Origin of the sequence: Bradyrhizobium sp. 149 (assembly GCF_023073915.1) — a bacterium.
GTDB lineage: Bacteria > Pseudomonadota > Alphaproteobacteria > Rhizobiales > Xanthobacteraceae > Bradyrhizobium.
Genome location: NZ_JADPKK010000022.1, coordinates 1,299,968 through 1,314,275, shown reverse-complemented (window position 1 = coordinate 1,314,275; position 14,308 = coordinate 1,299,968). Strand labels below are relative to the sequence as shown.

Below are 14,308 nucleotides of genomic sequence, written 5' to 3'. Positions count from 1 at the left end.
GGATTCCGTTTGCAAAAGCGGTGCCCACTTTTGCGGATTGCACGCTAGGCCTGTTGAATCTCTTCGCGCCGCACTTCGAGCTCCAGCCATTTGTCCTCGGCCTCGGCCAGTTCCTTTTGCGCCTTCGTCAGAGCATCGGATGCCTGGTCGAAGCGCTTGCGATCCTTGCGGAAGAGATCGGGGTCGTCAAGGAAGCGCTGCTGCTTGGCGATCTCGGCCTGCAGCTTGGCGATGGTCTTGGGCAGCGTCTCCAGCGCGTGTTGCTCGTTGAAGGTCAACCGGCGTTTGGTGGCACCGGAAGGCGCGACGGGGCGCGCCTCTCTCGTCTCTTCGGCGGCCTTCGCCGTCGCGCGCTTCACGTCGGCGCCGCGCTGGGTCAGCATGTCGGTGTAGCCGCCGGCATATTCGACCCAGCGTCCGTCACCCTCGGGCACGATCACCGACGTCACCACGCGGTCGAGAAAATCGCGATCATGGCTGATCAAAATCACGGTGCCCTCATAGTCGCCGAGCATTTCCTCGAGCACGTCGAGCGTATCGAGGTCGAGGTCGTTGGTCGGCTCGTCCAGCACCAGCAGGTTCGAGGGCTTCGCCAGCGCGCGTGCCAGCATCAGCCGGCCGCGCTCGCCTCCGGACAGCACCTCCAACGGCGTGCGCATCTGTTCCTGGGCGAACAGGAAGTCCTTCATGTAGCCGACGACATGCTTCGGCTTGCCGCCGACCATGACGTGGTCGCCGCGCCCGCCGGTCAGCGCCTCGGCCAGTGTTGCTTTCGGGTCGAGGCTTTCGCGATGCTGGTCGAGTGTTGCCATCTCGATGTTGGCGCCGAGCCGTATGCTGCCGCTGTCGGGTGCGGTGCTGCCGGTCAGCATCTCGATCAGCGTGGTCTTGCCGGCGCCGTTCGGGCCGACGATGCCGATGCGGTCGCCGCGCTGGACACGGATCGAGAAGCCATCGACGATCTTTCGCTCGCCATAGGACCGGCTGATGTTCTTGGCCTCGATGACCAGCTTGCCGGACTTGTCGGCTTCGGCGGCCGCGAGGTTGGCGTTGCCCGTCGCGCCGCGATAGGTGCGGCGCTGGTCGCGCAGCGCGTGGAGATTGCCGAGCCGCTTGACGTTGCGCTTGCGGCGGCCCGAGACGCCGTAGCGCAACCAGTGCTCCTCGTTGACGATCTTGCGGTCCAGCTTGTGCTGGTCACGCTCTTCCTCCGCGAGCACCTCGTCGCGCCAAGCCTCGAAAGCACTGAAGCCGCGGTCGATCTGCCGGATCTGGCCGCGGTCGAGCCAGGCGGTGCTGCGCGAGAGATTGCTCAGGAAGCGCCGGTCGTGGCTGATGATCACGAGGGCGCAGCGGCGGCTCTCCAGTTCGCCCTCCAGCCATTCGATGGTCGGAAGATCCAGATGGTTGGTCGGCTCGTCCAGCAGCAGGATATCGGGCGAAGGCGCGAGCACGCGCGCCAGCGCAGCACGGCGCGCTTCGCCGCCGGAGACATGCGCCGGATCTTCTTCACCGCTGAGACCGAGCTGTTCGACCAGATAGCGCGCCTGATAATGGTCGTCGCCCGCATTGAGGCCGGCCTCGACATAGGCCAGCGTGGTGGAGAAGCCGGAAAAATCCGGCTCCTGCGGCAGGTAGCGGATGGTGGCGCCGGGCTGCACGAAAATGCTGCCGCCATCCGGCTCGACCAGGCCGGCGGCGATCTTGAGCAGCGTCGACTTGCCGGACCCGTTGCGGCCGATCAGGCAGACGCGCTCGCCGGTCGAAACCGACAGTTCGACGCCGGCCAGGAGCGGTGTGCCGCCGAAGGTCAGCTTGATATCGCGCAGTTGAATCAGCGGTGGCGCCATGCGGTGTCTCAGTCCTGTCTTGTTGCGGCCTGATCGGCGCGGCGGCGCTGGATGCGGCGGATGGTCTGGTCGAGCGTCGACAGAAACGTCGAGCGGTCGCGCGGTGAATACGATTTCGGACCGCCGGTGACTTCGCCGGCCGAGCGCAGATCCGTCATCAGGTTGCGGACCGCGAGCGTCATCCCGATCGATTCCTCAGTGAACGCCTTGCCGTTGGACGCAATCACGTCGGCGCCGGCCTTCACGCAGCGGCTCGCAAGCGGAATATCCGAGGTAATGACGATATCGCCGGGCCCGGCGCGTTCCGCGATCCAGTCATCGGCCGCGTCCATGCCGGCGCCGGCGGCGACCCGCTCGATCAGCGGATCCTGGGGCACGCGGATGAAATTGCCCGCGACCACGCTCACAGGCAGGCCGTGCCTGCCGGCGACGCGGTAGATCTCGTCCTTCACCGGACATGCGTCGGCGTCGACATAGATGCGGGTGGTGTGTTGAGGGTTCGTCATTGTCCGTAGATAGGGCTTGCGAAGTGGTTTCGCAGCAGCCGCGTGGTACCCCATTCGGGCTGCAAAGGCGAGGGGATTGACCCCGGTTCCTCAGGGCCTACGATCGGCCCGAAACAACAAGAATTTGGGGAAAGCCAAGCCATGCCGAACCGGCTCGAGACCTACCGCGTCGAGGCCTACAACACCGCAAAACAATCCGAAAACAAGATGCATGACGACAATGTGGCGCGCCGCTTCGGCTTCTCCGGCGGGCTGGTCCCGGGCGTCGACGTGTTCGCCTACATGATGCACGTGCCGGTGGCGCGCTGGGGCCGCGATTTCCTGTCGCGCGGGCTGGTCGAGGCGCGTTTCATCAAGCCGGTCTATGACGGCGAGATCGCCGACGTTGATGCGACCGAGCACAACGGCCTGCTCACGATCGAGGTGTTCAGCCGCACCGAGCTCTGTGCCACCGGCACGGCATCGCTGCCGGCGATCGCGCCAGCGGTGTCGTTGAGCGACTACATCGCAGTCCCGGTAGTTGCCGAACGCAAGCCGGTCAGCCCCGCGATCTTCGAGACAGGCAAATGGCTGGGCACGACGCCGCGGCGCTGGGCCGGGCAGGATGCGGCCGACTATCTCGCCGACATCCGTGAGGCCGATCCGATCTTCGCGCGCGAGGGACTCGGCCATCCCGGCCTGATCCAGCGCGTCATGAACCGCGTGCTGGTGGACAATACGATCCTCGGCCCGTGGATCCATGTCGGCAGCCGCATGCAGCTGCTGTCAGCCGCACGCGGCGGTGACGAGATCACCGCGCGGGCAAAAGTCACCGCGAATTACGAGAAGAAGGGCCACCGCTTCGTCGAGCTCGACGCGCTGGTGGTCGCCAACGGCACGACGCCGCTCGCCCATTGCCAGCACACCGCGATCTACCAACCCCGCGAGCAGGCGGCGGCGTAGGCGAAGGGGCACAGCGCCACCACATCGTCATGCCCGGGCTTGTCCCGGGCATCCACGTTCTTGGTGCCTCACGGCGTGGACGGCCGGGTCAAGCCCGGCCATGACGGCGGAGAGACAATGCCCTACGCCGCTTTCGCCTTCGCGTCCTGGATGGCGCGCCACACGCGCTCCGGGGTCAGCGGCATGTCGATGTGCTTGATGCCGTAGTCGGAGAGCGCATCGATCACCGCGTTCACGACCGTCGACAGGCTGCCGGCGCAGCCGGCTTCGCCGCAGCCCTTGCTGCCGAGCGGATTGGTCGTTGCCGGCACCGGGTGATCGCCGACCGTCATGAACGGTACGTCCTCGGCGCGCGGCAGTGCGTAATCCATCAGCGAGCCCGTGATCGGCTGACCGCTTTCGTCGTAGCGGATTTGCTCCATCAGCGCCTGTCCGATGCCCTGGACGACACCGCCATGGAGCTGGCCTGCGACCAGCAGCGGGTTGATCACCGTGCCGAAATCGTTGACGGCACTGTACTGGACGATCTGCACCACGCCGGTCTCAGGATCGATCTCGACCTCGGCGACGTGGCAGCCGTTCGGGAAGGCCGACGGCACCGGTTCGCTGGTGTGGTCGACGTCGAGGCTGTCGGGCACGCCCTCCGGCATCTTGCCGTCATGCAGGCGTTTTGCCAGCTCCATGATGTCGATGCTGCGGTCGGTGCCGGCGATGGTAAAGCTGCCGCCGGCGAACTCGATGTCGGCTTCGGATGCCTCCAGCATATGTGCAGCGGCGCGTTTGCCCTTCTCAATCACGAGTTTTGAGGCTTCCACAATCGCCATGCCGGTCGCGGTGATCGAGCGCGAGCCGCCGGTGCCGTTGCCGGCGTGGACGATGTCGCTGTCGCCCTGCACCAGCTTGACGCTCTCGAAGGGGACGCCAAGCTGCTCGCACAGCACCTGCGCGAACGGCGTGGCGTGGCCCTGGCCGTAATCGAGCGTGCCGGTGATGAGCTGCACGGAGCCATCGGGATCGAACACGATCTTGCCGAGCTCGGGGCTCGGCGGTGCAGTGACCTCGAGATAGGAGCCGACGGCGATTCCGCGCAGCTTGCCGGCCTTCTTGCTCTCTTTCCTGCGCTTGGCGAAATTCTCGTGGTCGGAGATTTCGAGCGCCTTGTTGAAGACAGCCTGGAAGTCGCCGCTGTCATAGGTGACGCCGGAGGAGGCCGGGAACGGCATCTGGTTCGGCTTGATGAAATTGCGCTTGCGCAAGGTCAGCCGGTTAATGCCCATCTCGTCGGCGGCGCGGTCGATCAGCCGCTCCATGTAGTAGTTCGCCTCGGGCCGGCCGGCGCCGCGATACGCGCCCATCAGCGTGGTGTTGGTCAGCACCGTCTTGATATCCACCGCCATCAGCGGGGTGCGATAGACGCTGGCAAAATTCTTGGCCGTGTTGAGCGAGAGCGGGCTCGGCGCAACGCCGGTGATGTAGGCGCCGAGATTGCCGTAGCCAGACAGCCGCGCCGCAAGGAAATGGCCCTCGGCATCGAGTGCCAGCTCGGCATGGATCTTCTGCGCGCGGCCGTGGCTGTCGGAGAGGAAGCTGGTCGAGCGCTCGTCGAGCCACTTCACCGGCCGTCCCAGGGTCTTGGCCGCGTACAGGATGCACATGTATTCGGGGTAGTTGATGTTCTTCATGCCGAAGGAGCCGCCGACATTGGCGGTGAGAATGCGCACCTTCTCGTTCGGCACTTTCAGGTTCTTGGCGAGATTGGCGCGGTTGCCCGCAACGCCCTGCGTCGGCACCTGAAGAGTGTAGCGCTCCGTCTTCTTGTCGTATGAGGCAAGCCCCACGCGCGGCTCCATCGACACCACGGCGACGCGAGTGTTCTCGATGTCGACCTTGGTGACGTGCGCGGCACTTGCGAAGGCCGCGTTCACCTTGTCGGTGTCGCCATAGTGGTAGTCGAGCGCGACATTGTTCGGGATGTGGTCATAGAGAAGCGGCGCGCCGGGCTGGGCGGCTTCCTCCGGCTCCGTCACCGCCGGCAGCGGCTCGATATCGAGCTCAACCGCTTCAGCGGCGTCGCGTGCCTGTGCCAGCGTCTCAGCCACGACGAAGGCGACGGGATCGCCGACGAAGCGCACCTTGTCGGTCGCCAGCGGCTGGCGATTGGTTTGGCGCAGGGGGGATCCGTCACGGCTCTTCAGCGGCAGGCCGCAGGTGAAGGGGCCATAGCCGGCGGCATCGAGGTCCTTGCCGGTCCAGACCCCCAGCACGCCTGGCAACGCCTTGGCGGCATCGGTGCCGATGCCGCGGATGATCCCGTGGGCATGCGTGGAGCGGACAACGACAGCATGGGCCTGGCCGGGCAGGTTGAAATCGTCGGTGTAGCGGCCCTTGCCGCGCACCAGCGTGTCGTCCTCCTTGCGGCGGACGGGCTGCCCGACGCCATATTTTTGCAGTGCAATAGCGTTTTCGAGCGTGGAGGATTTGGTGTGTTCTTGCATGGAAATGACCTGAAAAGCCGGCATTTGCGCATTTTCGCGGCAGCGGGGGACCGGATCCTGCTGAGATAACCCACCGGCCGGTTCACGACAACGCACGAATGGGCATGGTCCCATGTGATGCGTTGTTGCGCAGGATTGACGCGCTGCTAATGTTTGAGGCGAAAAAGCAATTCCAGCTCGGCCCAAGCGGCCGCGGAAAGACAGTTTGTATGAATGACCACACGCGGCTCCGCGACGGCCTTGCGCCGCACGGTGAGCTGGGGTCGATGGCGGCGGTGGCGTTCGCCACTGAACCGGCCGTCGGCGCGCAAGCGCCGGGAACCGGCGTCTACGCAGCGCTGGACCTCGGCACCAACAATTGCAGGCTCCTGATCGCCTGTCCGACCCACGACGGTTTTCGCGTGGTGGATTCCTTCTCGCGCATCATCCGCCTCGGCGAGGGCGTCTCGGCAACGGGGTGCATCAGCGAGGCCGCGATCGAGCGCGCCATCGTAGCGCTCGGCATCTGCCGCGACAAGATCAACCTGCGCAAGGCGCGGCGGCTGCGGCTGATCGCCACCGAAGCCTGCCGCGCCGCCTCGAATGCGGAGGGTTTTCGCAGCCGCGTCGCGGCCGAGACCGGCATCGAGCTCGAGGTGATCGACCGCGAGACCGAGGCGGCGCTCGCCGTGCTCGGCTGCTCGCCGCTGGTCGATCCCAGGGGGCGCGGCGCGATCCTGTTCGACATCGGCGGCGGCTCGACCGAGCTGGTGCGGATCGAGCGCGACGCCGCAAATCCGGAGCCGCGCATAAAGGCCTGGATGTCGATTCCGTTCGGTGTGGTGACGCTTGCCGAGCAGTTCGGCGGGCGCGACGTGACGCCGGAGATCTACGCCGCGATGGAGCGCGAGGTCGCCCATCACATCACGCCGTTCGCCGAACAGCATGGCGGCGATCTCACCGATATGCATCTGCTCGGCACGTCAGGCACTGTGACGACGCTCGCCGGCATCCATCTCAATCTCGCGCGCTACGACCGCCGCCGCATCGACAGCGTCTGGATGAACGATACCGACGTCACCGCGACCATCAGCAAGCTGCTCGGCATGAGCTACGAGGAGCGCGCGGCGAACAGCTGCATCAGCGTCGAGCGCGCCGATCTCGTGCTGGCCGGCTGCGCCATCCTCGACGCGATCCGCCGCGCCTTTCCGCTGCCGCGCCTGCGCGTCGCCGACCGGGGCCTGCGCGAGGGCATGCTGGTCGAGATGATGCGCGAAGACGGCGCGCTCAGGAGCTGGTGAGATGGCCAAGGACACCACCGGCCGCTTGCACGTCCAGGTCAAGACCCACGGCAAGCGCAAATTGTCGTCCAAGCTGTGGCTGGAGCGGCAGCTCAACGATCCCTATGTGGTGAAGGCGAAGGCGCTGGGCTATCGCTCGCGCGCGGCGTTCAAGCTGCTCGAGATCGACGACAAATACCGGCTGCTCAAGCACGGCATGGCCGTGGTCGATCTCGGCGCTGCGCCGGGCGGCTGGAGCCAGATCGCCGCCAAGCGGGTCGGCTCGGTCGACGGCAAGGGCAAGGTCATCGCGATCGACCTGCTGGAAATCCCCGAGATTGCCGGCGTCGAGTTCGCACAGCTCGACTTCATGGACAATGACGCGCCGGACAAGCTCAAGGCCATGCTCGACGGCGGCGCCGACATCGTGATGTCCGACATGGCTGCCAACACCACCGGCCACCGCAAGACCGACCAGCTTCGCATCGTCGGCTTGATCGAGACCGCCGCCGCGTTCGCCTGCGACGTGCTGAAACCGGGCGGGACCTTCCTGGCGAAGGCGTTCCAGAGCGGGGCTGACGCCGAGCTGCTCGCCCAGCTCAAGCGCGATTTCGCGACCGTGCGTCATGTGAAGCCGGCCGCAAGCCGTGCGGATTCCTCGGAGCGCTACGTGCTCGCGACGGGATTTCGGGGCGGGGCGACGGAATAGCAACAAACTCCGTCATTGCGAGCGCAGCGAAGCAATCCAGAATCTTTCCGCGGCGACAGCCTGGATTGCTTCGCTGCGCTCGCAATGACGAGAAGAGAGACTACCCCAGCCGCTGATCCCGTACGTCCTGCGTATCCTCGGTCGCCGCCTTGACGGCTGCCTTAGCCGCGCCCTTGCCTGCACCCTTGCGGCTCGCGATCTCCACCGCCTTGCGGCCCGAGACTTCGTGGCCGGCGTCCGCAGGCATCTGCCAGAAGAACCAGCTCGATGCCGCCGAGGTCAGCGCGATCACGACGAAGGCCGGCGCGAACACGGTGGCGTTGAGCTCGCTGACATGACTGAGCCACATCGTTGTCTCCACGGACGCTGCGCCGACGGCGACGCCGGCCGAGACGGCGAGCTGCTGGTTGACGCTGACCAGCGTGGTGGCGCGGCTCATCTGCGCGTTCTCGACCTCGGCATAGGCAACCGTATTGATCGCGGTGAACTCGAGCGAACGGAAGAAGCCGCCGACCACCAGGATGATCATGATGATCAGCAGCGGCGTCGTCACGGTGAAAAGCGCACAGGCGGCGAGGAAAACTGCACTGACGATCGCGTTCACCGTCATCAGATTGCGGAAGCCGAAGGCGCGGATGATGCGCGCGGCCAGCGCCTTCATGCCCATGGCACCGAGCGAGGAGCCGAACGTGACGAGGCCGGATTTGAACGGCGACAGGCCAAAGCCGATCTGCATCAGGAGCGGCAGCAGGAACGGCAGCGCGCCGATGCCGAGCCGGAACATGAAACCGCCGAAAATGGCCGCGCGCAGCGTCGGCAGCTTCAGCAGCGTAAAGTCCAGGACCGGCGATCCCGTTCGTCGCGCGTGAAGGACATACAGCGTCATCGAGATCGATCCGCCGACGACCAGGGCGGCGATCGTGCTCCACGGCAGCAGATTGAGTCCGGCAACCGATAGCCCGAAGGCAATGCCGGCGAGCCCGAGGCCCGCGAGCACCATGCCGTAGAGATCGAACGGCTCTCGTTCCTCGCTCTTGATGGGATCGATGAAGCGCAAGGCCATGAAGATGCCGAGCAGCCCGATCGGAATGTTGATCAGGAAGATCCAGTGCCAGGACGCATAGGTGGTGATGAAGCCGCCGAGCGGCGGCCCGATCACGGGCCCGATCAGGGCAGGAACCGTCACCCACGCCATCGCATTGACCAGCGCGCTCTTGTCGACCGACCGCAACAGCACAAGGCGCCCGACCGGCGTCATCATCGCCCCGCCCATGCCTTGCAGGATGCGCGCGAACACGAAATCGGTGACCGAGGTCGAGAGCGCGCAGCCGACCGAGCCGACCATGAACACGCCGACGGCGATCGCAAACACCATCCGCGCGCCGAACCGGTCGGCGGTCCAGCCGCTCGCCGGGATGAACACCGCAAGCGACAGCAGATAGGAGGTGATCGCGAGCTTGAGCGTCAGTGGGCTGGTGCCGATGTCGGCCGCGATCGCGGGCAGCGAGGTGGCAATGACCGTCGAGTCCATGTTCTCCATGAAGAGAGCAGTGGCCACGATCAGCGGAATGATGCGTTGCTTGTCGACCATGACGGATCGGTAATGGACATCGGAAAGAAGGGCGAGAATTGCGGCTTATCACCGCCGCCGGGCCGCGGCCATTGCGGATCGACGCATGGCACCTAAATCCTGCGTGACCCCGAGGTGGGTGAGCCCGGTGCCGTAGACCGCGATGATCTGCCGGCAGGGGGAGGTGATGCACGCGGTTCACCCAGCCTCTGCGCCGCCGGGCTATCCCCGCTGAATTTGCCTAAAAAGCCCGTGCATGGCTGGCCAGCGGTCCGATTTGCTTTGATTCGTCACCCACCCGTGCTATCGACCCGCGTCAACCCCACCGATGGGCTCCGATTCTCCGGCGATGCCGCAAGGTACGCCGAGGGCGGCGCTCATCCATAGCTATTTGCGGCAGGGCCGCGGAAGGAGTTGGCACATGGCCACGGTGCAACAAGGCATTCGCGAAGCCCTCACGTTCGACGACGTGCTGTTGAAGCCGGGCCTGTCGGACGTCATGCCCGGCGAGGTCGACATCCGCTCCCGCGTCACCCGCGCCATTCCGCTCAACATCCCGATCATGGCCTCGGCCATGGACACGGTCACGGAAGCCCGCATGGCGATCGCCATGGCGCAGGCGGGCGGCATCGGCGTCATCCACCGCAATTTCGATCCCGAAGGGCAGGCCGCCCAGGTGCGGCAGGTCAAGCGCTACGAGTCGGGCATGGTGGTGAACCCGCTCACCATCAGTCCCGAGGCCAGCCTCGACGATGCGCTCAAGCTGATGAGCGATCACGGCATCTCCGGCATTCCCGTCGTCACCGGTGCGGGCAAGTCCACGCCGGGCAAGCTGGTCGGCATCCTCACCAACCGCGACGTCCGCTTTGCCACCGACCGCCAGCAAAAAATCTCCGAGCTGATGACGCATGAAGGTCTCGTCACGGTGCGCGAGAATGTCAGCCAGGACGAGGCGCGGCGGATGCTGCACCAGCACCGCATCGAGAAGCTGCTCGTGGTCGACGAGCAATATCGCTGCGTCGGCCTGATTACCGTGAAGGACATGGAGAAGGCGGTCGCCCATCCGCTGGCCTGCAAGGATGCGCAGGGCCGCTTGCGCGTCGCCGCCGCCACCACGGTCGGCGACAGCGGCTTCGAGCGCACCGAGCGGCTGATCGATGCCGGCGTCGATCTCGTCGTGGTCGACACCGCGCACGGTCATTCCCGTCACGTGCTCCATGCGGTCAACCGCATCAAGCGCCTGTCCAATTCCGTGCAGGTCGTTGCCGGCAACATCGCGACATCAGAGGGCGCGCAGGCGCTGATCGATGCGGGGGCGGACTGCATCAAGGTCGGCATCGGCCCGGGCTCGATCTGCACCACGCGCATCGTCGCCGGTGTCGGCGTGCCGCAGCTCACCGCGATCATGGATGCGGTGGAAGCTGCAAAGAAGTCCGACATTCCCGTCATCGCCGACGGCGGTATCAAGTTCTCCGGCGACCTTGCCAAGGCGCTCGCTGCCGGCGCCGACATCGCGATGGTCGGCTCGCTGCTCGCCGGCACCGACGAGACGCCCGGTGAAGTGTTCCTGTGGCAGGGCCGCTCCTACAAGGCCTATCGCGGCATGGGCTCGGTCGGCGCGATGGCGCGCGGCTCGGCCGACCGCTACTTCCAGCAGGACATCAAGGACACGCTCAAGCTCGTGCCCGAAGGCATCGAGGGTCAGGTGCCTTACAAGGGTCCGGTCGGCAACGTCATGCACCAGCTCGCCGGAGGCTTGCGCGCCGCCATGGGTTACGTCGGTGCAGGCAACCTCCAGGACTTGCACAAGAAGGCGCAGTTCGTGCGCATCACCGGAGCCGGCCTGCGCGAAAGCCACGTCCACGACGTCACCATCACGCGCGAGGCGCCGAACTATCCGGGCGGCGGTTAGTCTCGCGGGTCTCGTGCCCCGGACGCAGCGCGGCGCTCTTGCGGTGCGTTTGCAGAGCCGGGGCCTATCTCTCCGCCTCGTTGCATCTGGCTATCTGGGTCCCGGCTCTGCGCAGCAGCGCATGGGCGCTGCGGCGCGTTCGGGACACGAGAGACGCGCGCGCATCAGCGCCGGTCACTCCAATCGTTTTGTATTGACGCGCTCCGCTCCCTCCGCTTCGCTTCGCGGCGAAGAAAACTCCGGAGGAAGCCACCATGTCCCAAGCAAAACGCATCGTTCTCGCCGCGCGTCCCGTCGGCGAGCCAAAGCCGTCCGATTTCCGCATCGAGGAATTCGCTGTGCCGACGCCCGCGCCAGGTGAAGTCCTGCTGCGCACCATCTGGCTCTCGCTCGATCCCTATATGCGCGGCCGCATGAGCGACGGTCCGTCGTACGCGACGCCGGTGCCAGTCGGCGGCGTGATGGAGGCCGGTACAGTCTGCGAGGTCGCAGCCTCCAACAATTCGAACTTCGCCAAGGGCGACATCGTGCTCTCGCGCGCCGGCTGGCAGACGCACGCGATCTCCGACGGCAAGGGGCTGAACAAGATCGACCCGAAGATCGCGCCGATCTCGACGGCTGTCGGCGTGCTCGGCATGCCCGGCATGACCGCCTACACGGGCCTGCTCGACATCGGCAAGCCGCAGGAAGGCGAGACCGTCGTCGTCGCCGGCGCCTCCGGCGCGGTCGGCTCGGCCGTGGGACAGATCGCGAAGATCAAGGGCGCGCGCGCGGTCGGCATCGCCGGCGGCAAGGACAAATGCGACTACGTCGTCAAGGAGCTCGGCTTCGATGCCTGCCTTGATCACCGTGATCGCGATCTGGCGGCGAGGCTGAAGGATGCCTGCCCGAAAGGCATCGACGTCTATTTCGAGAATGTCGGCGGCGCCGTGTTCGAAGCGGTGTTCCCGCTGCTCAACCCGTTCGCGCGCGTGCCGGTCTGCGGCCTCATCGCCCATTACAACGACACTGAATCGAAGCCGCCGAAATGGGCCGCCAGCATGATGCGCGCGACCCTGACCAAGCGGCTGACCTTCCGCGGCTTCATCGTCTCCGACTTCGCCTCCCGCCATGGCGACTTCCTGCGCGACATGTCCGGCTGGGTCCGCGACGGCAAGGTCAAGTACAAGGAGTTCGTCACCGAGGGCCTGGAGAGCGCGCCCGGGGCCTTTATCGGGCTCCTGAAGGGCGCCAATTTCGGCAAGCAGCTGGTGCGGGTCGGGCCGGATAGGGCTTGATCCGCTGCTCCCGGCCCCCTCTGGGGCCGGGTATGGTTAACAAAGAGTGACCGATCGGCCACACCTGCCGGCAAAAGCCGCAGGTGTGACCGTCGGTTCGTTGACGGCCCGAGGAAGGCGTTGAATCATTGCGCATATTTCAGGTGCGATGATGTTAGAGCTTGTTGTTTTCTGCGTAATTCTGCTGGCTGCCGGTTATTGGGCGACCATGTTTGTCATGGGCCGCCGCGACGACGTCATCCATGGCAGGTTCGTCCACACCGAGGACGTGTTCGCGCACTCTGCGATGCCCACACCCAAGCCGCCATTCCCCAGGCGTCCGGTCAAAGCCGTGCGGCCCGCCAATGTTCAGCCTGCCAAGGCTCAGCCTGCCAAGGCTCAGTCTGCCAATACCGGGGCCAAGCCGGTGAGCAGCGAGGCGTTGCAGTCCTTGCTTGCCGCGATCCAGCAGGATCTCAAGAGCGTTGCTTGAGCAGCAAACCGGCAGTGCAGTGCTCGCCGCCCATCCTGGAGCGATCGACAATGTTTAAAGCACGCGGTAGCGGATCGTGTAAGCGTCCTGCGGCGCGACCGGGCCCGCCAGCGGCGAGGCGATGCGGTCGGCGAGGTGCCAAGGGCCGAACTGAGGGCCGAACTGCGCGCCAAACTGCTCGGATCGATGCGGCTCGGCCGGCAGGCGGAGGCGGAATTCGAAGGTGCCCTTGCCGGGCAGGTTCACGACCAGCACGCGGTCCGCGGTACGGTGGTTGAGCGCCACCGCGCCCCGCAGCACGGAGCTGCCATCGCCGAGCTCCCGCACGCCGTCGACGACCGCCAGCGTCTGGTTGCGGTCGGTATGCAGCTCGATCTGGGTGTCGGACGCCGCCCCCAGCGTTTCCCTGGGCATGCGGATCTCGAACTCGACCGCGGGTTTCGACGGATTGAGGCCGAGATAGGCCAGCGCGGCATGGCGCATGTCGTAGGCGGCAAAGGCGAACAGGGTGAGGGCGGCGAGCGTAGCGAGGCCATGCCTGAGGACATCGCGCCAAGTCCGATAGCTCGTTCGGAAGTAGACCGTCATCGCCAGCGTCACCGCGAGCGCCGTCGCGATCCCTGATAGTGCTGACATCAGGATGCCGAACCGGCCGTCAGGGGATTCGGTCAAAACGCCGATCAGGCCGGCGATCTGGCTGAAGAGGGTGTTCATGGCGGTCGCTCGCCTTGCGCCCCAGGGGGCAAAATCGCTTTAACTATCGACAGTTGGTCGCCTCATCGGGAACGCCGGTTCAACTCGTTGATTGTCAGGAACAGCGGTGACGGCTAATGGACGCCAGCTGTGCCTTCCGCCGGATGGGACGATCCCGGGAAATTCCGATGTCCATTCAAATGGTTTTGCTGCCGGTCTTCGTGCAGGTCGGTCTCACCTTCGCGCTCCTGATCGCCATGGCGCTGGGACGACGGCGCGCGCTCGTCTCCGGCGAGACCAAGAGCCGCGACATTGCGCTCGGTGAGCCCAACTGGCCCAAGGGCGCCACACAAATCGCCAATTGCTACCGCAACCAGTTCGAGCTGCCGGTGCTGTTCTACGCCCTGATCGCGCTGGCGCTCCCCTTGCGCCATGCCGATCTCTTCATCGTGCTGATGTCCTGGGTGTTCGTGGTGACGCGCTTCGTCCATGCCGGAATCTTCGTCTCCTCCAACAATCTCGGCCGGCGCTCCACGATCTGGCTCGCCGGCGTGCTCGTGCTGCTCGCGATGTGGGTCTATTTCGCCCTGAAGATGCTCTTGTTGATCTGACGGTTAGTCGTC

12 protein-coding genes are annotated in these 14,308 nt (G+C 65.6%); 7 read left to right on the top strand and 5 right to left on the bottom strand.

The window, feature by feature from the left end:
* Nucleotides 1-44: 44 nt before the first annotated feature.
* On the bottom strand, nucleotides 45-1,850 hold the full coding sequence (locus IVA88_RS23985) for an ATP-binding cassette domain-containing protein (protein WP_247499625.1): 1,806 nt from the start codon (nucleotides 1,848-1,850) through the stop codon (nucleotides 45-47).
* Nucleotides 1,851-1,858: 8 nt separating this feature from the next.
* On the bottom strand, nucleotides 1,859-2,356 hold the full coding sequence (locus IVA88_RS23980) for a YaiI/YqxD family protein (protein ID WP_247499624.1): 498 nt from the start codon (nucleotides 2,354-2,356) through the stop codon (nucleotides 1,859-1,861).
* Nucleotides 2,357-2,497: 141 nt separating this feature from the next.
* On the opposite strand from IVA88_RS23980, the gene IVA88_RS23975 reads away from it, so the two are divergent.
* A complete protein-coding gene (locus tag IVA88_RS23975; protein ID WP_247499623.1) occupies nucleotides 2,498-3,298 on the top strand; it encodes a hypothetical protein in 801 nt (266 codons plus the stop codon).
* 122 nt (nucleotides 3,299-3,420) lie between these two features.
* Here the strand turns inward: IVA88_RS23975 and IVA88_RS23970 are convergent, their stop codons facing one another.
* Complete coding sequence (locus tag IVA88_RS23970; protein WP_247499622.1) at nucleotides 3,421-5,793, bottom strand: xanthine dehydrogenase family protein molybdopterin-binding subunit; 2,373 nt, start codon at nucleotides 5,791-5,793, stop codon at nucleotides 3,421-3,423.
* Nucleotides 5,794-6,002: 209 nt separating this feature from the next.
* Between IVA88_RS23970 and IVA88_RS23965 the strand changes: the two genes are divergently transcribed.
* Together IVA88_RS23965 and IVA88_RS23960 are read left to right on the top strand one after the other, a co-directional pair.
* On the top strand, nucleotides 6,003-7,073 hold the full coding sequence (locus IVA88_RS23965) for a Ppx/GppA phosphatase family protein (RefSeq protein WP_247499621.1): 1,071 nt from the start codon (nucleotides 6,003-6,005) through the stop codon (nucleotides 7,071-7,073).
* Nucleotide 7,074: 1 nt separating this feature from the next.
* Nucleotides 7,075-7,761, top strand: coding sequence for an RlmE family RNA methyltransferase (locus IVA88_RS23960; RefSeq protein WP_007592230.1), 687 nt, complete (start codon nucleotides 7,075-7,077; stop codon nucleotides 7,759-7,761).
* Between the two features lie 100 nt (nucleotides 7,762-7,861).
* Here IVA88_RS23960 and IVA88_RS23955 read toward each other — a convergent pair whose 3' ends face one another.
* Complete coding sequence (locus IVA88_RS23955) at nucleotides 7,862-9,352, bottom strand: MFS transporter (RefSeq protein WP_247499620.1); 1,491 nt, start codon at nucleotides 9,350-9,352, stop codon at nucleotides 7,862-7,864.
* A 400-nt stretch (nucleotides 9,353-9,752) separates the two neighbouring features.
* Here IVA88_RS23955 and guaB point away from each other — a divergent pair, with 400 nt between their 5' ends.
* The 3 genes from guaB to IVA88_RS23940 all read left to right on the top strand — a co-directional run bounded on the left by guaB (nucleotide 9,753) and on the right by IVA88_RS23940 (nucleotide 12,992).
* Nucleotides 9,753-11,243, top strand: coding sequence for an IMP dehydrogenase (gene guaB / locus IVA88_RS23950; protein WP_247499619.1), 1,491 nt, complete (start codon nucleotides 9,753-9,755; stop codon nucleotides 11,241-11,243).
* Between the two features lie 254 nt (nucleotides 11,244-11,497).
* A complete protein-coding gene (locus tag IVA88_RS23945; RefSeq protein WP_247499618.1) occupies nucleotides 11,498-12,520 on the top strand; it encodes an NADP-dependent oxidoreductase in 1,023 nt (340 codons plus the stop codon).
* A 151-nt stretch (nucleotides 12,521-12,671) separates the two neighbouring features.
* The gene (locus tag IVA88_RS23940) at nucleotides 12,672-12,992 is read left to right on the top strand and encodes a hypothetical protein (RefSeq protein WP_247500400.1); all 321 of its coding nucleotides are present in this window, start codon (nucleotides 12,672-12,674) and stop codon (nucleotides 12,990-12,992) included.
* Between the two features lie 54 nt (nucleotides 12,993-13,046).
* On the opposite strand, the gene IVA88_RS23935 is transcribed toward IVA88_RS23940, so the two are convergent.
* Complete coding sequence (locus IVA88_RS23935) at nucleotides 13,047-13,706, bottom strand: acriflavin resistance protein (protein ID WP_247499617.1); 660 nt, start codon at nucleotides 13,704-13,706, stop codon at nucleotides 13,047-13,049.
* Between the two features lie 167 nt (nucleotides 13,707-13,873).
* Here IVA88_RS23935 and IVA88_RS23930 point away from each other — a divergent pair, with 167 nt between their 5' ends.
* Nucleotides 13,874-14,296, top strand: coding sequence for an MAPEG family protein (locus IVA88_RS23930; protein WP_247499616.1), 423 nt, complete (start codon nucleotides 13,874-13,876; stop codon nucleotides 14,294-14,296).
* The last annotated feature ends 12 nt before the right edge of the window (nucleotides 14,297-14,308 follow it).